Below are 20,078 nucleotides of genomic sequence, written 5' to 3'. Positions count from 1 at the left end.
CAGCCAATCCCGTCGGGCGGAGGAGCCTGAAGTGACCATTACCCCTACCATCCGCGTCCAGCGCGAGGATTTCGATTTGCAGGCGGAGGTCGACCGGCTTTCCAAAGGCAAGCCCGGCATCGGCGCAATCGTCACATTCTCCGGTCTCTGCCGCGATGAGGGCGGGACACTGTCGGCGCTTGAGCTCGAACATTATCCCGGCATGGCCGAAGCGGAGATGAGCCGCATCGGCGAGCTCGCCATCGAACGGTTCGAGCTCGATGGCCTGACCGCCATCCATCGTTTCGGAAAGATCGCGGCCGGCGAGAACATCGTGCTAGTCGTCGCCGCAGCTCCGCACCGGCAGGCGGCCTTCGACGGTGCAAACTTCGTCATGGATTTCCTGAAAACTTCGGCTCCCTTCTGGAAGAAGGAACACGGCAAGGACGGTGGCACCGGCGACTGGATCGCGGCGACGGATGCCGACAACACCGCGCGCGACCGCTGGAAATAGTCAGAGCACGACGCGCTCGCGCCTGCTCAGCACCAGCAGGAACACCAGCAGCGAGAAGATGGCGAGATCGCGCCAGATGAAGGACCCGTAGGCGCCCCAGAGCGTCTCGACAAGCGCCAGACCGGCGGCACCACCCGCCGAGCGCAGCGGATCGGAATAGCCGCCGACGGCCGCGATCAGCAGCACCTTGAGGCCGAACATCAGCCCAGCGCCGAAATCCATCGACCCGTAATAGAAGGTTGCAAGGATGCCACAGCAGGTGGCGACGAGCGCCGCCGCCCCATAGGACACCAGGAAGACACGGCTGGCGCTGGTGCCACAGAGTTCGGCGGCGAGCGGATCGTCGATGACCGCGCGCCATAGGCGGCCCCAGGAGGTACGCTTCAGGATCCATGCGCCGATCGCAATGATCGCGCACATCAGGACGGTATCCAGAAGCTGGATATAGGTGAGCGTGACCTTGAAAGTGCCGTCGCTCCAGAAGCTCACGTTGTCGCTCAACAGCGGCGGCAACCAGATGGCGCGGGTATTGGCGGCAAGGCGCGCCGTCTCCATCAGCACGATCATCATGCCGAGTGCGGCGACGATGACCGTGTTCGGCGATTTGCTGGCGAGCGGCTGCATGACGAAGCGGCCGATCCAGACCCCTGCCCCCACCGAATAGATCAGTGAGGCGCAGATGCCGATCGCGATCGCCGCCGGCAGCACCAGCCAGAGGCGGTTATAGGCCATATCCGTGAAGAGCAGCAGGATCTGGCCGGCAAAGGCGATAATCGCCCCATAGGTAATGTCGGGGCGCTTGGTGACACCGAAGGCGATCGAATAACCGAAGGCAAGCGTGGCGTAGAGCGCCGCGAGCGGTACCGCATTCGCCAGTTGCTGCAGAAGATAGGCCATTCGGTCACTCCAGATCGGCTTAAAATAATAACTGGTAAAATGTGTTTTACCAGTTATATTTTTCCCATGAGCTTCTCCTGGACCCCTCACCGTTTTTCCGGCGGCGCATTGGCGCTCGATGTCGCCAACAGTGTCATCCTGCGTCACGATACTGCGCGCCGCATCGACCGCTTCGAGGCCGAAGGGCAAATGGAGCGTTTCCCCGAGGCGGCGCAGGAATTCTGCGCCGAACGGGCACTTTTTGGCGACATAGTGCCGGTTGGAGCGCAAAATAGAGCCAACTTCATCGAACTGCGCGAAGCGACGGACCGCTACTTCCGCCAACGCGTGCTCGAAGGCAATGACGACCGGCTTCTTGCCGAACTGCTGGAAGCGCTGGCGCGCACGCTGCGGGGTGCTGAGGAAAAGGGTCTCGATGCGGCGACGGCCCATTCGGTGCTGCGGCTGATCGCCATGCCCGATCCGGAGCGGATGAAGATTTGCGGCAATTGCGGCTGGCTGTTCATTGACCGCAGCAAGAACAAAAGCCGGGCCTGGTGCGACATGGCCGTCTGTGGCAACCGCGCCAAGGCCAACAGGCATTACCGGAAGAAAAAGAAGGAGGAGACGCCATGAAGCGGCGCTCGATCATCACGGCCCTAGCGGCAGCGGGGCTCGTGCTCTCCGCCTGCCAGCGCGAGGCCGAAAGCATGCTGGAAGTGACGGGCCATCTCTTCGTCTTCAACTACCGCGTCGCAAGCGCCACCTATCTGCTGACGCTGAAGAAGACGGCGCCGATTCCCGATGGCTCGACCATCGTCGCCGAATTTGAAAACCCACAGGGCGGAGCGCCGCTGGTCCTGAACCAGAAGGTGTTTCCGATGGAGGACAAGATTTCAGTCCAGAGCGAGAACCTGCATTGCGTGCGCAAGGACCGGCCCTATGCCGTCACCGTCAGACTGGTCGACAAGGACGGCAAGCTCTTGCAGGAGCTGAAGACGCAGTTCAAATCCGATCTCGACCAGAGTGTCTTGCCGAGCAAGCCGCTGGTTCTCGGTGCCGGATACGAGAAGAACCCGGAGGTTTTCAAATCTGACGGATCGACGGATTTTTCCAACACTGACAAATGCCCCGCCTGAACCCGGGACATAAAAAAGCCGGGACGAACCCGGCTTTCATGAGTCAATTCAATGCATTCCGAGGGAATGCTCTGGGGCTGAATCAGCCGACGATTTCGGTGTCGGAGAACCAGTACTTGATTTCCTGGGCAGCAGTTTCCGGAGCGTCGGAACCGTGAACCGAGTTTTCGCCGATCGACAGAGCGTGAACCTTGCGGATCGTGCCTTCGGCAGCGTTTGCCGGGTTGGTCGCGCCCATGATTTCGCGGTTCTTCAGGATGGCGCCCTCGCCTTCCAGAACCTGAACGATGGTCGGGCCGGAGGTCATGCCTTCAACGAGTTCGCCGAAGAACGGACGTTCCTTGTGAACGGCGTAGAAGCCTTCTGCTTCGCGCTTGCTCATCCAGACGCGCTTGGAGGCGACGACGCGCAGGCCGGCATCTTCGAGCATCTTGGTGATAGCGCCCGTCAGGTTGCGCTTCGTTGCATCCGGCTTGATCATCGAGAAGGTGCGTTCAATCGCCATAATTCGGGTCCTCATACTCAGGGAAAAGTGGGCGGTCTTTACCCGCCTCACTGCCCGAAAACAAGGGGGCTCCGGCAATTTCACGCCGCTGTCACAGTCCGGCCCCGGCTTTCATGGAGATCGAGGCAGCGCTCGAACCATGCCATGACCGGGTCATCCGAAGCCAGCATGGCGAGCCCGGCAGCGACGCGCAGCCACTGCAGCGCCCCAAAGAGGATGTAGTCGGCAAAGAGCGGCCCCTCGCCGCCGATGAAAGGCTGAAACTTCAGCATATGGCGCATCGGCTCAAGCTTGGCGGCAAAGGCTTCCCTCTCTGCGTCGCGACCGGCGGCGAATTCCTCCAGCGGCTTGCCCAAGCGGTCTTCGCGGCTCGCCCGGAAATAAGCCTTGTCGCCATCGTCGAGGATCGAATGAATATCGAGAAGGGCAATCCGCATGATCGCCGGATGAACGATCATCTGCGAATAGCCCTCGATCATGCGCGACAGGGCCTTGCCGCCCTCGCCCTTGAAGAGCGACGGTCGGTCGGGATAAGCCTCTTCCAGATAGAGGGCGATATCGAAACTATCCGATATCAGCCGGCCATTGTCATCCAGAACCGGCACGGTCTTGGAAAAGCCGCCCCCGATATCAACAATGCGGCTGTAGGTCGTCGGAACCTCCTCGAAATCGAGACCCTTATGGGCGAGCGCCATCACCGCTTTCCAGCAATGCGGCGAGAAGAAGTGACGCTCGTCGGCGCCGCACAGGGAGTAGAGAGCTCTGGTCATGACCGTCCTTTCGCAATCGCAACGGGTTCATTCCACGCCAGAAAGCCGGCGCGATCAAATCAGGAATTTTCATGGCGCCCATCGCGTCTGCTGCTGAAACGGACACGGCCATTCCCGATGGGACGCAGCAAGGGTGCATTAACCGGTTTTGCGGCTTCCGCCCCATAAGCTTTGAAAATTCAATGTCTCTTAAAAGCTTGCCTGCATAGCGGAAGCAGAAGAGCCGATGGCCCAAGAGAACCAACGGCAATGAGGGGATCGTCATGCCGACTGCCGTTGCAAATGCATTGAATGCGCGCGAGGCTGCCCGGCCGACGCCGGCTGCCAATATCCAGAAGGTCGCTCAGCATATGATGCGGCTCAATGTGGCGGGCCTGCCGCGCAATTATGAACTGTTCCACGAAGCGCTTATCGGCCTGAATGCCGGGCTGGCGCAGGATATCGCAGCCCTCGGTTCACATCCGCAGCAGGAAGCCTTGGACGAACTCGGCCTGCGCTACCGGCTCGTCGGCCATTACGGGCTGGCGGGCGACCGCTCGCGCAACGAGGCGAGCCGCATGCTGAAGGAAACGGCGGAGCGGCTGGCCGAGGGGCGCTTGCATCACCAAGCCTTCACGCGTGCCTGCGAGACCATCCTCAAATCCGTCTCGGGCCAGCAGGATCACCAGAGCCTTGCCGATTTCATGGCCGAGGTCGAATATCTTGCCGCCTCGCTTTCAGCCGTCCTCGCGGCGGAACGGACGATCGGCTCTAAGCTGGAAGAGGATATCGAGCGCCTGACGGCGCTGGAGCGCAGTATTTTTGCCGTGCAGGCTGCGGCCGTCACCGACAAGATCACCGGCCTACCGAACCGCATTGGCTTCAACCGTGTGCTCGGCGATCTCTATGGCCAGGAAGAGGGTGCTGCCGGCAGCGCGTTGGTCATGATCGACATCGACGATTTCAAGGGGCTGAATGCCCGCTATGGCACGCAGACCGGCAACAAGCTTCTGAAGAAGCTCGCCGGCCTCTTCCGCAAAATGGTGAAGAAGAATGATTTCATCGCCCGCACGGAAGCCGACGAATTCGCTTTCCTCTTCGCCAATGTCGGCATGCAGGATGCGCTGACGATCGCCGAGCGCCTGCGCAGCTCGGTCGAAGATAATCTCGTCTTCGCGGCATCCGACACGTCGGAGGCAAGTGGCCTGACGATTTCGGTCGGCGTGGCGCTGAGCGGCGATGCGGCAACATCCGGTCAGCTGCAGGCCAATGCCCGTGTGGCGCTGCTCGCTGCCCAATCCAATCCGCGTCAGCCGGTGCAGGCTTTCGGCCGCTGACGCGCTGAAGCAACAGCCACGCGGCATCTGCCCCTGCAGATGTGCCCATCATCAAAGCTCGTCGCTCCCCATCTTGCCTTGGCGGCGGCTTTCGGCCAAAACCGCGCGCATGATCACGATTTCAGACATTTCCGCCCGCATTGCCGGCCGTCTCCTTCTCGACCATGCCAGCGTCTCGCTGCCGTCAGGCACGAAGGCCGGGCTCGTGGGGCGCAACGGCGCCGGCAAATCCACCCTCTTCCGCGTCATAACGGGTGATCTCGGCGCCGAAAGCGGGACAATATCGATCCCCAAGAATGCGCGCATGGGTCAGGTGAAGCAGGAAGCGCCGGGCACCGAGGATTCGCTGATCACGATCGTGCTTTCTGCTGACAAGGAGCGCGCCGCGCTGCTTGCCGAGGCGGAAACCGCAACCGATCCGCATCGTATCGCCGAAATCCAGATGCGCCTCGTCGATATCGACGCCCATTCGGCGGAAGCACGCGCCGCCAGCATCCTCTCGGGCCTTGGCTTCGATCAGGAAGCGCAGGCCCGGCCCGCATCCTCCTTCTCGGGCGGCTGGCGCATGCGCGTGGCGCTCGCCTCCGTGCTCTTTACCGAGCCGGACCTGCTGCTGCTCGACGAGCCGACCAACTATCTCGACCTCGAAGGCACGATGTGGCTGGAGGATTACATCCGCCGCTATCCGCACACGGTCATCATCATCAGCCACGATCGCGATCTGCTGAACAACGCGGTCAATTCGATCGTGCATCTCGATCAGAAGAAGCTCACGTTCTACCGCGGCAACTACGACCAGTTCGAGCGGCAGAAGGCGGAAGCCGACGAACTGCAGATAAAGGCCAAGGCGAAGAACGATGCGGCGCGCAAGCATCTGCAGAGCTTCATCGACCGCTTCAAGGCCAAGGCCTCCAAGGCGAAGCAGGCCCAATCGCGTGTCAAGGCGCTGGAGCGCATGGGCACGGTCGCGGCCGTGATCGAGGATCACGTTCAGCCGATCACCTTCCCCGAACCCGAAAAGCAGCCGGCCTCGCCGATCGTCGCGGTCAGCGGCGGCGCAGTCGGCTACGAACCCGGCAAGCCGATCCTCAAGGGGCTCAACCTGCGCATCGACAATGACGACCGCATCGCCCTGCTTGGCTCGAACGGCAACGGCAAATCGACCTTTGCGAAATTCATCTCGGGACGGCTGGCGGCCGAGAGCGGTGAAGTGCGTCTGGCGCCGGGGCTGAAGATTGGTTTCTTCGCGCAGCATCAGCTCGACGATCTCGTACCAAATGAGACGCCTGTCGAACATGTGCGGCGGCTGATGCCGACGGAGCCCGAAGCGAAGGTGCGTTCCCGCGTGGCGCAGATGGGCCTTGCGACCGAGAAGATGGCGACGGCCGCGAAAGATCTTTCGGGTGGCGAAAAGGCACGTCTGCTGATGGGGCTCGCCGCCTTTTATGCGCCGAACCTTTTGATCCTTGACGAGCCGACGAACCATCTCGACATCGACAGCCGCCGCGCTCTGATCGAGGCGCTGAACGACTACGACGGGGCCGTCATCCTGATCTCGCACGACCGGCACCTGATCGAAGCGACCGTCGACCGCCTCTGGCTGGTCAACAACGGCACGGTGACGAGTTTCGAAGGCGATATGGAAGAATATCGCGACCTGATCGTCGCTTCCGGCAAAAAAAAAGACGACGAAAAACAGAAGCAGTCTGAAGACCAGTCCTCGAAGGCCGACCAGCGCAAGCTGAATGCCGACAGGCGTGCTTCGCTCGCCCCCCTCAAGAAAAAGATCAACGAAATCGAATCCTTGACGGGCAAGCTGGAGAAACTGATTCAGGCACTTGATGCGGAACTTGCGGATCCGGCGCTCTATGAAAAGGCGCCCGCCAAGGCCGCCGACAAAGCTAGGCAGCGTGGCGAAGCAGCCGCCAGGCTCGCTGCCGCCGAGGAGCAATGGCTGGAGCTCTCCGCTGAATATGAAGGAGCCATGGCGAGCTGAGACTCCGCCAGCGCAGGTAACTGTCTCTAGATACTTTGCTGCGGCGCAAGAACCATCGCGCTCTTCAAGAGCTAGACAATTACCCAAAAATCGCGTCGTCTGTTCTTAAAGACCAGACTTGCCCGCAGACCGCTTTCTGATAAAACGGCGCGCAATAAGTCATACTTTTAGCGAAACACCGAACGCGAGCTTTACAATGTCAGCCATCAACCTCGCCATCGTTGGCGTCGGCAAGATCGTCCGCGACCAGCACCTCCCCTCCATCGCTGCCAATGCCGATTTCAAGCTGGTGGCGACGGCAAGCCGCAACGGTACGGTCGACGGCGTTACCGCCTATACGTCGATCGACGACATGCTCGACGCCGAACCATCGATCGATGCCGTTTCGCTCTGCATGCCGCCGCAGTATCGCTATGAAGCGGCTTACAAGGCGCTGGCCGCCGGCAAACACGTTTTCCTTGAAAAGCCGCCGGGCGCGACGCTGAGTGAAGTGGCGGATCTGGAGGACCTCGCGAACAAGCAGGGTGCGACGCTGTTTGCAAGCTGGCATTCGCGTTATGCAGCGGCCGTCGAAGCTGCCAAATCGTTCCTCGCCTCGACCGAGATCAAGAGCATGCACGTCATCTGGAAGGAAGACGTGCGCCATTGGCATCCGAACCAGGAATGGATCTGGCAGGCCGGCGGTCTCGGCGTTTTCGATCCGGGCATCAACGCGCTTTCGATCGTCACGCATATCCTGCCGAAGGCGATGTTCCTTAGCGCCGGCACGCTGGAATTCCCTGAAAACCGCGATTCGCCGATCGCTGCCGACCTGCATTTCCGCAATGTCGATTACGTTCCCGTTCACGCAGAATTCGACTGGCGCCAGACGGGCAAGCAGAGCTGGGACATCATCGCTGAGACGGCCGCCGGACAGATGGTTCTTTCCGAAGGCGGTTCGAAGCTCTCGGTCGAAGGCGAACTGAAGTTCTCTGCGCCGGAAGCCGAATATCCGTCGCTCTATCGCCGTTTCGCCGAGCTCATCAAGGCCGGCAAGTCGGATGTCGATCTGGCGCCGCTGCGCCATGTCGCCGATGCCTTCATGCTCGGCAAGCGCAAATTCGTCGAGGCGTTCTACGACTGATCGGCCTCACGGGCAGATGCCATTGTGCCTGCAGAATGCTAGAATAGGAAAACGAAACGTGAGGGACGTTTTCCATGCAGCAGGAGCAGGATGAATCGTTTGGATTGGGCGTCCCACATCTGGCAGTGAGACTCGCCGACCCCAACGCCAAGTGGCGGGAGGCCTATCTGCTGGAAGAGGCCAGGATCCGCGACGCGCTTGGCCCTCTGGCAATCGATATACAGCACTTCGGCAGCACTGCCATTCCAGGCATCAAGGCGAAACCGATCATCGATATCCTGATCGGCGTTCGCCGCCTTGATGACGGACTTGCCTGCATCAAGCCTATGGAGGCGATCGGCTATGACTATGCCGGTGCCGACATCGTACCCGACGACCATCTCTTCGGCCGCGGTGTCACGGGCGAGACGCGCACGCATCTCGCCCATGTCGTCGAATATCAGGGCTTCAACTGGAGGCGGGACATCTTCTTCCGCGACAGGCTGCAGGGCGATCCAGCCCTTGCGCTGGCCTATGAGGAGCTGAAGATCGGCCTTGCGCAAAAATATGCCGAGAGCCGAGCTGCCTATACCGGAGCGAAGAAGGATTTCATCGACAGGGTTCTGGCCGAGGCCGGTCTAGCCTGACGTTCCCGTCAGGCCTTCTTCTCCCACCGCCCTTCCGGCGTCTGCTGCCAATAGGTAAGGCTATGCCCCTCGCCTTTTAGCTTTTTCCACTGGGCGCGCGCACCTTCGAGCTGCTCCTGATCATAACCGTCGAACATGAAGACGATCCGCTCATAATCCGCGACGGCCGGCGGCTCGGCGCCATCGACGATGAAGCGGACGGTAGCAGCATTCGCATTGTCAGGCGAAACCGTCAGGAGAACCGGCTGATCCCCGGCGAAATCGGCCTCATCCGTGCCATGCGGCAGAAAGCTATCCTCCCGATAGGTCCACAGATGCTGATCCAGCGCATCACGCCGCGCAGCCTCCTTCATCTGGACGGCGACGCGCCAGCCGCGCTCGACACTCTTGTCGAGCAACGGCGGAAGCGCGTCTTCCAGCTTCGATTCCGTCAAATGGTAGAAGAGGATTTCCGTCATCGTGTTTCGTAATTCGAGCGGACCAGTTCATCAAGCAGGCGCACGCCGAAACCGGAGCCCCAGGACTGGTTGATCTCGTCCTGCACCGAGCCCATGGCCGTGCCGGCTATATCGAGATGCGCCCAGGGCGTATCCTGCACGAAGCGCTTGAGGAAATGCGCCGCGGTGATGGAACCCGCGAGACGACCGCCGGTATTCTTCATATCGGCGAACTTGCTGTCGATCATCTTGTCATATTCCTTGCCGAGCGGCATACGCCACAGCTTCTCGTTCGTGACGAGACCAGCGGTCGTCAGCTGCGCCGACAGTGGATCGTCATTCGAGAAGAGACCGGCATGGCTGTTGCCGAGCGCGACCATGATGGCGCCTGTCAGCGTCGCGAGATTGATCATGAATTGCGGCTTGAAGCGGTCGTTGCAGTACCAGAGCGCATCGCAGAGCACCAGGCGGCCTTCCGCGTCGGTGTTGATGATCTCGATCGTCTGGCCGGACATGGAGGTGACGATGTCGCCCGGACGCTGGGCATTGCCATCAGGCATGTTTTCCACAAGGCCGATGATGCCCACGACATTGACCGGCGCCTTGCGGGTGGCAAGCGTGTGCATAAGGCCGGTGACGGCAGCCGCACCGCCCATATCGCCCTTCATGTCTTCCATATTGGCAGCTGGCTTGATCGAGATGCCGCCGGTATCGAAGACGACGCCTTTGCCGATGAAGGCGATCGGCCGATCCTTGCCCTTTCCGCCCTTCCATTGCATGACTGCAAGGCGCGGCGGACGGACGGAACCCTGAGCAACGCCGAGCAGCGCGCCCATGCCGAGACGGCGCATTTCGCGCTCGGTGAGGATTTCCACCTCAACGCCCAGCTTTTCCAGTTCCTTAGCCTTGGCGGCAAATTCCACCGGGCCGAGCACATTCGGCGGCTCGTTGACCAGGTCGCGGGCAAGATTGACGCCGTCGGCAACCGCTTCGGCGTCGGCGAAGGCCTTCTTGGCGGCAGCCGCATCGGCCGTGACGATCGTCACCTTGACCGACTTCGCCTGTTTCTCCTCGTCGTCATTCTTCTTCGTCTTATAAGTATCGAAGCTGTAGGCGCGCATCAGCATGCCGAGAGCGAAATCGGCCGCAGCCTTGGCGCTGACATCTGCGCCCGGCGCATCGATGAAGATCGTCGCTTTCTCAGTATTCTTGATCCGCGAGGCAGCGCTGCCGCCGGCCTTCAGCCAATCGTGGACGGTCAGGTCTGCCGGCTTGCCGAGGCCAAGGACGATGATACGCTCGACAGGCGCACCCTCTGGCGCCACCAGGTCGAGGGCAGCCAACGACTTTGCCGAGAAGCGCGCAATCTTCGACGCCTTGGGAATCACTCCCGCCGGATCGGCAATATCGGCCCCAGCCGCGGTGTCGGCTTCGGACGTCTTCAGAAGGATCGCGAGGCCGCTGCTGAGCTTTGCCGATTTTGAGAATGAAATTTCGAATTTTGCAGACATGTCTTCTCCGATGGGATTCATGAAATCCGTTCCAGGGGGATAATTTCGCGTTTGACGGGTCTGTCAATGGCCGGCGACAGTTGTTATGTTCCGCGCGGCCGCCCGGCCAAAAAGTTTTCGTCAGTTTCGTAGATGTTTGCGTTGAGAGTTTTTTCGAAAAATCGATGGCGGGGTCCGGCAGTTCGCCTGCCGCAAACGGCATTCGGCGTCTTTGTCCTGCTTTTCTGGGTATGGTGGCTGCTGCTTGCCCTGTTCCGCGCCTTTCCCGGGATCGACATTTATTTTTCCCAGCTTTTTTTCGTGCAGGCTGCCTGTGACGCGTCGGCCCCGGCAACCGCGATCTGTGGCTCCTTCCCCTATCGGAGCGAGACGATCCTCGGTCTCTTACGCACGCTCTTCTTCTACGTTCCCTATGTCGTGACCGCGGTCATGCTGTGGAAACTTGTCGAGTGCTATCAGCAGCATGGCGCGACATTCAACGCGCCGCGCGCCCGCGATCTGAAGGTTGCGCTCGGCACGCTGCTGATCGGTCCCGTTCTTCTCGTCAATGTGATCCTCAAGGAACATTGGGGTCGGCCGCGGCCAGTGCAGACGGATTTCTTCGGCGGTACGCTGCATTTCGCCGAAGCCGGTTCATTGGCCGGCAAGTGCGTCTCGAACTGCTCCTTCATTTCCGGCGAGGCGGCAAGCGCGGGCTGGCTGTTCTGTCTGCTGATCTTCGTTCCGAAGTCGATACGTTATGCGCTTGTGGCACCCGTCGCCGCCGTTTCCATCCTGACACCCGCGATGCGGCTCTCCTTCGGCGCACATTATCTATCCGACGTCGTGCTGGGATGGCTTTCTTCGGTCGTCATATTCGCGGCGCTGATGGCACTTGCTGAGTCGCCACGGCAACAAAAAAATTCTGAAATTTGAATGAATTTTTGACACTGACTTGTCGCAAAACCGAGACAAACAGCGTAGAGGGAATCTCCTGTTGATCATATCGACCTGCAGGTGCGTTCAAGGGCGAGCATGAAACTACTCGAAACATATATATTGCGGCGTGTCGGCCAGATGTTTCTCGTGGCCCTGCTCCCGGTGCTCGCGATCATCTGGACCACCCAGGTCCTGCAGCGCATCAACCTGGTGACCGACAGCGGCCAGTCGATCGGCTCCTTCGCCGCGCTTGCGACGCTGATCCTGCCGTCGATCATTCCCATCGTGCTGCCCTTTGCACTCGTCATCGGCATTACGCAGACGCTGACGACGATGAACAATGATTCCGAGCTGACCGTGATCGACGCCGCAGGCGCCCGCCGCACCATCCTAGCGCGGCCGATCCTGCTGCTTGCGGTCCTCATCAGCGTCTTCTCGTTATTCGTCGACAATGTCGTCGAGCCACGCGCGAAGACGGTCGTGCGGCAGATGATCGCCGCTACTTATGCCGATCTTCTTTCGTCCGTGATCGAGGAAAAGACCTTCCGCAAGATCGATGAAGGCCTCTATGTGCAGATCTCGCAGCGGCTCGCCGGCCGCACGCTCAAAGGTCTCTTCGTCGCAGACGAGCGCGAGCCGAATAACGAACTCATCTATTATGCGCGCGAAGGCGCCGTGGATGATATCGGCACGTCGCTGATCATGCATGATGGCGAAGTCCATCGCAAAACGCCCGATGGAAACGTCTCGGTCATCAAGTTCGATTCCTATTCCTTCGACCTTTCGGATATGACGGAAAATAACGGACAGGCGACGCTTCGCGCGAGCGACCGCGATCTCGCCTTCCTGCTCAATCCCGATCCGAAAGATCCTGATTACATCGCCAAGCCCGGCAGCTATACCGCCGAGCTGCATCGCCGACTGACCGACTGGATGCTTCCCTTCGTTTTCGCGCTATTCTCGCTCGTCATAGCCGGGGATGCGCGATCGCATCGCGAGGCACGCATGCATCCGATGATCGGCGCACTGGGCCTCGCGTTCGTCCTGCGCTGGGCGGCGTTTTACGTTGCCAACCAGATCGACAAAAGCACGATCTATATCCCGATCCTCTATGCGATCCCTATCGTGACCAGCCTGGTTTCGATTATTTTCCTGAACATGCATAAGCGGCTCGCCATGCCGCTCGCCGTCAGAAATCGCACCTCGACGATCTGGAAGCGCGCGCAGAAGCGGGTACTTGCCGCGACGGACCGGACCGGCGGAGGCGCTGTGCGATGATTTTCGGGACGTTGTCGCGGTATTTCTTCCGCCGGTATGTCGTGACCACGATGTGGTTCCTGATCGGCATGAGCGCCATCACCTTTCTGCTGGACTTCAGCGAGACGGCAAGCCGCATCTCCAATTTCCCCGGCTACACGCTAGGGGGTGCTGTGCTGCTCACCGCCGTTCGCCTGCCGTTGATCCTGCAGCAGACCATCCCCTTCGTGGCGCTGTTCGTCGGCATCACCGTGCTGATCGGCCTCAACCGGAAATATGAACTCGTCGTCACCCGTGCGGCCGGCATCTCGGTCTGGCAGTTCATGCTGCCTTTTATCGCCGGGTCACTGATTCTCGGCGTGCTGACGGTGGTGGCGCTCAATCCGCTCGCCGCCTGGGGCCAGAGGCAGGCAACGCAATTCGAAACGGCCTGGCGCGGTCAGGACAATGCCATGATCAAAGCGTTGCAGGTTCCGTGGCTGCGCCAGATCAGCGGCCGCGATGATGTCATCATCGGCGCCAAGACCGTGCTGGAGAACGGCACGCTGCTCGTGGACGCCGTGCTTGTCCACTTCGATTCCGCCGGTCAGGTCATTCTGAGGCAGGATGCCTCATCCGCCAAATTGGAAGATGGTTACTGGCAGCTTAACAACGTCGTCGAACGCAAGCCTGGGGAAATCCCGGTGCGTAAGGCTACGGAGCAGCTTCGTACCAATCTGAAGCAGGACTTCATCAAGGAGCGGCTGACAGCGCCGGAAACAATTGGTTTCTTTGACCTTTCCAACCGTATCGCTGCCGCCAAATCCTTCGGGATATCCACGAAGGCGCTCGAGACTCAATTCAACTCTTTGCTGTCGCAGCCGCTGCTCTTGGTGGCCATGACTCTCATTGCTGCAACAGTGTCTCTGAAATTTAGCCGGTTCAACCAGTCACGCTCTGTGATTCTGGGTGGAATCCTTTCAGGCTTCATGCTTTATGTCGTCACCGTGCTTGTAAAAGCATTCGGAAGCAGCGGTGTCGTGCCGCCGTTTGTGGCGACTTGGATACCAGTGATCGTGGCGCTCGCTTTAGGCGCGACGATCCTGCTTCATCAGGAGGATGGCTAGTGGCGGTAGGCGACCGCAAGGTGTTTAGTAAACAGTTGGTTGCCCTGCTCTTAGGCGCAGCTCTGTGTTCCTATTTTGAAAATGCTCCGCTGGCCTACGGCCAGGAGAACGGTACGGGCATGCCTGCAATCGGCCAGAATATCTCGCCGGATGCGAAGCTGATGCTGTCTGCGAACGAGCTTGTCTATAATAAGGACCAGGAGCTCGTCTCTGTGATCGGCGGCGTGCAGATCAACTACGGCGGCTACAGGCTGGTCGCCCAGAAGGTCGACTACAACCAGAAGACCGGCCGCATGATGGCGACCGGCAACATCGAAATGGTGACGCCCGACGGCAACCGAATCTATGCCGACCACCTGGATGTGACCGACAATTTCGCAGATGGCTTCATGAATGCGCTGCGAATTGAGACAAGCGATAATACCCGCCTCGTTGCCGAAACCGGCCAGCGAGTCGGCGGTACGCAGATGATTCTGAATAAAGGCGTCTATACGGCTTGCTTGCCCTGCGCGGAGAAGCCCGAGCGCGCGCCTTTCTGGCAGGTCAAGGCCGAACGCGTTATCCAGAACAGTGAGAAGCACACGATCCGCCTTGAAAAGGCGCGATTCCAGCTGCTTGGCCGTTCGCTCGCATACCTGCCGTGGATCGAAGTCCCCGATAATACCGTGAAGCGCAAGTCGGGCTTCCTGTTCCCGTCGATGAGCATTTCGCAAAATCTCGGCTACGGTCTCTCCGTTCCCTATTATTACGTCATCTCCCCGAGTTCGGATTTCACCGTTACGGGCACCGGCTATACCTCGCAAGGCTTCCTGCTCGAGGGCGAATATCGCCGTCGCTTCGAAAACGGCACGGTGACGATGCACGTCGCCGGCATCGATCAGATGAATCCCGGTAATTTCAGCGCCGGTACAAGCGATGCCGAAGCTGAACAGCGCGGCATGGTCGCGTCGAAGGGGGATTTCAGGATCAATCCCCGCTGGACCTTCGGCTGGGATGTGATGGTGCAGAGCGACAACAACTTCTCGCGCACCTACAAGATCGATGGTTACGACAACACGCCGCAGGTCAATACCGTCTATCTGACGGGTCTCGGCAAGCGGAATTACTTCGACCTGCGCGCCTTCTATTTCGACGTTCAGGACGCCGATTCCGGCAGCACCGCTGAAAAGCAGCAGCCAATCGTCTATCCGACGCTTGACTATCACTATGTCGCGCCGCAGCCGCTCGCAGGCGGCGAGCTTTCCGCCGATGTCAATCTGACCAATCTTTCGCGCTCTCAGGACGACTTTACCACCGTCGACGGTTTCGATCGCTTCCCCGGCCTGGAAGGTCAGACCACACGTTTGACCACGGAACTACAGTGGAAACGGACCTTAGTAACACCCACTGGGCTGGTTATCACGCCGTTGCTCGCGGCACGCGGCGATGCTCTGGCGCTCAACATGCAAAGTCCGGTCGATGCCAACGGCGTTCCCTATGCCGGCAATTATCTGGACGATAATGCGGCAACGCGCGGAATGGTGACGGCCGGGCTGGAAATGCGCTACCCGATCCTGTTCACGACCAGCAACAGCACGCATGTTCTGGAGCCGATTGCGCAGATCTACGCACGACCGGATGAACCACTCGCCGGCCGGCTGCCGAACGAAGATGCGCAAAGCTTCGTCTTCGATGCGACCAACCTTTTCGATCGTGACAGGTTCTCCGGCTACGACCGTATCGAGGGCGGCACGCGCGCAAACGTCGGCTTCCAGTATACAGGCACCTTCGACAGCGGCTACAAGCTGCACGGCATCTTCGGGCAGTCCTACCAGCTCGCCGGCCAGAATTCGTTTGCGACCGACGACCTCGTGAATGTCGGCGCCGATTCCGGCCTTGAGACCGACCGTTCCGACTATGTTGGCCTCGGCGGCATCGAAATGCCTTTCGGTCTCTCCGTGGCAGCATCCTACCGACTGGACGAGAAGGATTTCGCCTTCAATCGCGGCGACCTGACGACGGCCTATCAGAACGATACCTTCTCGGGCCAGGTCACCTATACGCACGTGGGTGCCCAGCCGGCATACGGCTTTGCTGAAGACCAAGATGAGATTCAGGCGAGCAGCAGGATCAAGTTCAAGGATTACTGGTCGATCTTCGGTGGTATCGCCTGGGATCTGAACAATGACGTTGTTGTCAGGCGTTCGCTCGGCATTTCCTATCAGGACGAGTGCACCATCTTCACCATCGCCTATGTGGATAGGCGGGATACGACGGATCAGACGGCAAGCGACTGGACGATCGCCGCCCGCCTGACCTTCCGCACGCTCGGCGATATCCGGCTGGGCACGGGTGATGCTGCGAATAACCTCTGATGACAGATGGACGGCCGGAGATTTCCGGCCGGGCCATTCTTTCGCCGTAAGCCTGTGCAGGACATTGCGACCAGTCGTTATGTGAGACATAGGGTGTCGCGGAGCAAGAGATGCGATTTCCGCTTGTCTCAGTGTATGGTAAGAACGCCGCGCGCTGGATCGTGCGGCGCTATCGGGAGGTCAACAGATGATTGACGCGAAGAAAACCGTAACCACGCTTATTGCAGCCGCAGCCTTCATGCTTGCTGCCTTCAGTACACCTGTCTTCGCCGCCAGCGAAGTCAAGGCAGTGGTAAACGGTACCGCGATTACCAGTGGCGACGTTGCAAAGCGACAGGCCTTCATGCGCCTGCAGCGCTTGAAACCCGACGCCAAGGCTGCCGAAGAACAGCTCGTCGACGAGGCGCTGAAGCGGCAGGAAGTCTCCCGCGTGCGCATGTCCGTCTCGCAGGACGACGTCAACGCCTCCTTCGCTCGGTTTGCCGCCAGCAACAAGCTTTCCGTCGAGCAGATGGGGCAGATCCTCGACCGCGCCGGCGTCGGCGTCGATCATTTCAAGAACTTCATTGCCGTGCAGATGAGCTGGCCGCGCGTCGTCAACGCGCGTTACGGCTCCAGCGCACGCCTATCGAATTTCGACCTCGTCAACCGCATGATGCAGAACAACAAGCAGAAGCCGGTGACGACAGAATATATGCTGCAGCAGGTCATCTTCGTTGTTCCCGCATCCAAGCGCAACGCGATCACGGCGAAGCGCAAGAGCGAGGCTGAGGCGTCACGCTCCAAATATCCGGGCTGCGATCAGGCAAAGACTTTCGCCGCCACAATGCGGGACGTTTCGATCCGCGATCTCGGCCGCATGCTGGCCCCGGAAATTCCGGCGGACTGGAAGGATCTGGTCATAGGGGCCAAGGGCAACACCACGGCTACGCGCGTGACCGACAAGGGCGTGGAATATCTCGCGATCTGCAGCCAGCGCCAGGTCTCGGATGACCAGGCGGCTGAAATGGTCTTCCGTCAGGAAGACCTTGACAAGGCAAAGGCAGACAAGTCCGCGGCGCCGGAAAACGAAAACGCCACCAAATATCTGGATGAACTGCGTAAACACGCGCAGATCATCTATCGCTGATTTTTCCATGGCGACACCGTTTTCGCGACCGCTTGCGCTGACGCAGGGCGACCCGGCCGGCGTGGGGCCTGATATCACCCTCATGGCCTGGCTTCGCCGACGCGAGCTTGGGTTGCCGCCATTCTTCCTGATTGGCGATCCCGATGTGCTTGCGGTGCGGGCACGACAGCTCAGCCTTGATGTTCCCCTGCGCAGCATCGGCAATGCAGCCGAAAGTCTCGGTATGTTTGCGGACGCGTTGCCTGTCCTGGCGATACCCGCAGGCGTCGATGTTGCGGCAGGAGAGCCGCATGTCGCGACGGCGAAGGGTACGATCGCCTCGATCGAGGCGGCGGTAGCACTCGTCATGCAGGGCGAGGCGCTTGCGGTCGTCACCAATCCGATCGCCAAGTCGGAGCTCTACGAGGCGGGCTTCAAATTTCCAGGCCATACGGAATTCCTTGCCGATCTTGCCATGCATGCGACCGGTCAGTCGGTCATGCCTGTCATGATGCTTGCCGGACCGAAACTGCGCGCCATTCCTGTCACCATCCACATTCCGCTCAGGGATGTGCCGCAGGCGTTGACGCTCGGCCTGATCGTTGAAACCTGCCGGATCGCAGACAGGGATCTGAAGCAGCGATTCGGGATCGACTCCCCGCGCCTGGCCATTGCAGGGCTCAATCCGCATGCGGGTGAAGGCGGCGCGATCGGCAAGGAGGATGAGACCATCATCCATCCGGCGGTCCAGATCCTTCGTGACGAAGGTATCGATGCTATCGGTCCCCTCCCCGCCGATACGATGTTTCATGACGAGGCGCGCGCGCGTTACGACGTGGCCGTCTGCATGTATCACGATCAGGCGCTGATCCCAGCCAAGGCGCTCGGTTTCGACGATTCCGTCAATGTGACGCTCGGCCTTCCTTTCGTGCGCACCTCCCCCGATCATGGCACCGCCTTCGGCATTGCCGGCAAGGGACTTGCCCGCGAAACGAGCCTCGTTGCTGCGCTGAAGCTCGGCGCGCAGCTTGGCCGGACTGCGGAAAGCCACCGTTAATGGCTGCACTCGACGGTCTGCCGCCGCTTCGCGAGGTTATCCAGCGCCATGGGCTCGATGCGCGCAAGGCGCTCGGGCAGAACTTCCTGCTCGATCTCAACCTGACGCAGAAGGTTGCACGCACGGCTGGCGCGCTTGACGACGCGACGGTCTTTGAAGTCGGTCCCGGTCCCGGAGGCTTGACGCGGGCCATACTGGCGCTCGGTGCGAAGAAGGTCATCGCGGTCGAGCGCGATGCACGCTGCCTGCCGGCTCTCGCCGAGATCGCCGACCATTATCCCGGACGGCTTGAGGTCATCGAGGGCGATGCGCTGAAGACCGATTTCGAGGCGCTGGCACTGGAAGGTCCAGTCAAGATCATCGCCAACCTGCCCTATAATGTCGGTACCCAGCTTCTGGTAAACTGGCTGCTGCCGAAGGCATGGCCGCCCTTCTGGCAATCTCTGACGCTGATGTTCCAGAAGGAAGTCGGCGAGCGGATCGTCGCCTCCGAAGACGACGATCACTACGGCCGCCTCGGCGTGCTTACGGGATGGCGCACACATTCCCACATGGCATTCGATATTCCGCCACAGGCTTTCACGCCGCCGCCGAAGGTCACCTCGACGGTGGTCCACCTGACGCCGAACGAAAACCCGATCCCCTGCTCTGTCGCCAATCTGGAGAAGGTGACGCAGGCAGCCTTCGGCCAGCGCCGCAAGATGCTGCGCCAGAGCCTGAAGCCGATCGGCGGGGAGAGCTTGCTCGTCAAAGCCGGCATCGATCCGGCGCGGCGTGCGGAGACTCTTTCGGTGGAGGAATTCTGCCGGCTGGCGAACAGCCTTTAGAGAACCGGCGTCTCTTCCAGCAATTCGCGGACAAAATCGAACATGCCGTGGCGACGGTCGCGGCGCAGGCGCTCGGCCTTGACAATCGACTGTACCGCATCGAAGGCAGCGTTCAGGTCATCATTGATGATGACGTAATCATATTCGCGCCAGTGGGCGATCTCGGCACGGGAATTGGCCAGGCGCGTCTGGATGACCTCCTCGGAATCCTCGGCGCGGCGATGCAGGCGGGATTGCAGCTCGGTCATGGTCGGCGGCAGTACGAAGATCGAGACCACATCGGCCTGCATCTTCTGCTGCAATTGCTGAGCGCCCTGCCAGTCGATATCGAACAGCATGTCGCGGCCTTCGGACATGGCCTGCTCAACCGGCTCGCGGGGCGTGCCGTAGAAATTGCCGTGAACCTCGGCCCATTCCAGCAGAGAATCGGAATCGCGCAGCCGCTCGAATTCCCGCACGGTCTTGAAATGATAGTGAACGCCTTCCACTTCGCTCGGCCGGCGCTGGCGTGTCGTGACGCTGACGGAAAGGCCGATCTGCTTGTCCGTTTCCAAAAGCGTACGCGCGATTGTGGATTTACCGGCGCCCGAGGGCGACGAGATGACCAGCATCAGACCGCGACGGGCGATCTGGATGGGCGAGATTTTCGCCGGGCTCAT

The 20,078-nt window shown here is 60.2% G+C and carries 20 protein-coding genes; 14 read left to right on the top strand and 6 right to left on the bottom strand.

The features are described from left to right. The first annotated feature begins 31 nt into the window (after nt 1-31). Complete coding sequence (locus J2X71_RS15140; RefSeq protein ID WP_310382875.1) at nt 32-493, top strand: molybdenum cofactor biosynthesis protein MoaE; 462 nt, start codon at nt 32-34, stop codon at nt 491-493. Here the strand turns inward: J2X71_RS15140 and J2X71_RS15135 are convergent, their stop codons facing one another. Continuing rightward, entirely contained in the window at nt 494-1,390 is an 897-nt protein-coding gene (locus J2X71_RS15135) for a branched-chain amino acid ABC transporter permease (protein ID WP_310382874.1), read from the bottom strand. A gap of 66 nt (nt 1,391-1,456) precedes the next feature. On the opposite strand from J2X71_RS15135, the gene J2X71_RS15130 reads away from it, so the two are divergent. Together J2X71_RS15130 and J2X71_RS15125 are read left to right on the top strand one after the other, a co-directional pair. After that, nucleotides 1,457-2,005, top strand: a complete 549-nt coding sequence (locus J2X71_RS15130; protein ID WP_310382873.1) for a CGNR zinc finger domain-containing protein — start codon at nt 1,457-1,459, stop codon at nt 2,003-2,005. Next, nucleotides 2,002-2,508: a hypothetical protein gene (locus J2X71_RS15125; RefSeq protein ID WP_113323397.1), complete on the top strand. Its 507-nt coding sequence runs from the start codon at nt 2,002-2,004 to the stop codon at nt 2,506-2,508. The genes J2X71_RS15130 and J2X71_RS15125 overlap by 4 nt, the downstream gene beginning before the upstream one ends. Before the next feature lie 82 nt (nt 2,509-2,590). Here the strand turns inward: J2X71_RS15125 and ndk are convergent, their stop codons facing one another. Continuing rightward, nucleotides 2,591-3,013, bottom strand: a complete 423-nt coding sequence (ndk, locus tag J2X71_RS15120) for a nucleoside-diphosphate kinase (protein WP_007820064.1) — start codon at nt 3,011-3,013, stop codon at nt 2,591-2,593. 80 nt (nt 3,014-3,093) lie between these two features. Then, complete coding sequence (locus tag J2X71_RS15115; protein WP_310382872.1) at nt 3,094-3,783, bottom strand: glutathione S-transferase family protein; 690 nt, start codon at nt 3,781-3,783, stop codon at nt 3,094-3,096. Between the two features lie 263 nt (nt 3,784-4,046). Between J2X71_RS15115 and J2X71_RS15110 the strand changes: the two genes are divergently transcribed. The 4 genes from J2X71_RS15110 to J2X71_RS15095 all read left to right on the top strand — a co-directional run bounded on the left by J2X71_RS15110 (nt 4,047) and on the right by J2X71_RS15095 (nt 8,844). Next, nucleotides 4,047-5,099, top strand: a complete 1,053-nt coding sequence (locus tag J2X71_RS15110) for a GGDEF domain-containing protein (RefSeq protein ID WP_310382871.1) — start codon at nt 4,047-4,049, stop codon at nt 5,097-5,099. 109 nt (nt 5,100-5,208) lie between these two features. Next, entirely contained in the window at nt 5,209-7,095 is a 1,887-nt protein-coding gene (locus J2X71_RS15105) for an ABC-F family ATP-binding cassette domain-containing protein (protein WP_310382869.1), read from the top strand. Nucleotides 7,096-7,291: 196 nt separating this feature from the next. Next, the gene (locus tag J2X71_RS15100) at nt 7,292-8,218 is read left to right on the top strand and encodes a Gfo/Idh/MocA family protein (RefSeq protein ID WP_113323392.1); all 927 of its coding nucleotides are present in this window, start codon (nt 7,292-7,294) and stop codon (nt 8,216-8,218) included. Between the two features lie 74 nt (nt 8,219-8,292). Then, the gene (locus J2X71_RS15095) at nt 8,293-8,844 is read left to right on the top strand and encodes a GrpB family protein (protein ID WP_310382868.1); all 552 of its coding nucleotides are present in this window, start codon (nt 8,293-8,295) and stop codon (nt 8,842-8,844) included. Between the two features lie 8 nt (nt 8,845-8,852). On the opposite strand, the gene J2X71_RS15090 is transcribed toward J2X71_RS15095, so the two are convergent. Together J2X71_RS15090 and J2X71_RS15085 are read right to left on the bottom strand one after the other, a co-directional pair. Next, complete coding sequence (locus J2X71_RS15090) at nt 8,853-9,302, bottom strand: DNA polymerase III subunit chi (protein ID WP_113323391.1); 450 nt, start codon at nt 9,300-9,302, stop codon at nt 8,853-8,855. Further along, nucleotides 9,299-10,792, bottom strand: coding sequence for a leucyl aminopeptidase (locus J2X71_RS15085; protein WP_310382867.1), 1,494 nt, complete (start codon nt 10,790-10,792; stop codon nt 9,299-9,301). Before J2X71_RS15085 ends, J2X71_RS15090 begins: the two co-directional genes overlap by 4 nt. A gap of 141 nt (nt 10,793-10,933) precedes the next feature. On the opposite strand from J2X71_RS15085, the gene J2X71_RS15080 reads away from it, so the two are divergent. The 7 genes from J2X71_RS15080 (at nt 10,934) to rsmA (ending at nt 19,419) form a co-directional block, all read left to right on the top strand. Beyond that, nucleotides 10,934-11,707, top strand: coding sequence for a phosphatase PAP2 family protein (locus tag J2X71_RS15080; protein ID WP_310382866.1), 774 nt, complete (start codon nt 10,934-10,936; stop codon nt 11,705-11,707). A 99-nt stretch (nt 11,708-11,806) separates the two neighbouring features. Further along, complete coding sequence (locus J2X71_RS15075) at nt 11,807-12,988, top strand: LptF/LptG family permease (protein ID WP_310382865.1); 1,182 nt, start codon at nt 11,807-11,809, stop codon at nt 12,986-12,988. After that, nucleotides 12,985-14,073: an LPS export ABC transporter permease LptG gene (gene lptG / locus J2X71_RS15070; protein WP_310382864.1), complete on the top strand. Its 1,089-nt coding sequence runs from the start codon at nt 12,985-12,987 to the stop codon at nt 14,071-14,073. The genes J2X71_RS15075 and lptG overlap by 4 nt, the downstream gene beginning before the upstream one ends. After that, a complete protein-coding gene (locus J2X71_RS15065) occupies nt 14,073-16,427 on the top strand; it encodes an LPS-assembly protein LptD (protein WP_310382863.1) in 2,355 nt (784 codons plus the stop codon). Before lptG ends, J2X71_RS15065 begins: the two co-directional genes overlap by 1 nt. A gap of 187 nt (nt 16,428-16,614) precedes the next feature. Continuing rightward, on the top strand, nt 16,615-17,556 hold the full coding sequence (locus tag J2X71_RS15060; protein WP_310382862.1) for a peptidylprolyl isomerase: 942 nt from the start codon (nt 16,615-16,617) through the stop codon (nt 17,554-17,556). A gap of 7 nt (nt 17,557-17,563) precedes the next feature. Beyond that, nucleotides 17,564-18,592, top strand: a complete 1,029-nt coding sequence (pdxA, locus tag J2X71_RS15055) for a 4-hydroxythreonine-4-phosphate dehydrogenase PdxA (protein WP_310382861.1) — start codon at nt 17,564-17,566, stop codon at nt 18,590-18,592. After that, entirely contained in the window at nt 18,592-19,419 is an 828-nt protein-coding gene (gene rsmA / locus J2X71_RS15050; RefSeq protein ID WP_113323383.1) for a 16S rRNA (adenine(1518)-N(6)/adenine(1519)-N(6))-dimethyltransferase RsmA, read from the top strand. The genes pdxA and rsmA overlap by 1 nt, the downstream gene beginning before the upstream one ends. Here the strand turns inward: rsmA and gmk are convergent. Further along, nucleotides 19,416-20,078, bottom strand: coding sequence for a guanylate kinase (gene gmk, locus J2X71_RS15045; RefSeq protein ID WP_113323382.1), 663 nt, complete (start codon nt 20,076-20,078; stop codon nt 19,416-19,418). The two genes, rsmA and gmk, sit on opposite strands and share 4 nt — an antisense overlap.

The sequence above is a fragment of the Rhizobium sp. 1399 genome, assembly GCF_031455475.1.
Taxonomy (GTDB): domain Bacteria; phylum Pseudomonadota; class Alphaproteobacteria; order Rhizobiales; family Rhizobiaceae; genus Rhizobium.
Note: the sequence above shows the minus strand (reverse complement) of the source record. Positions and strands in the feature narration are given on the sequence as shown.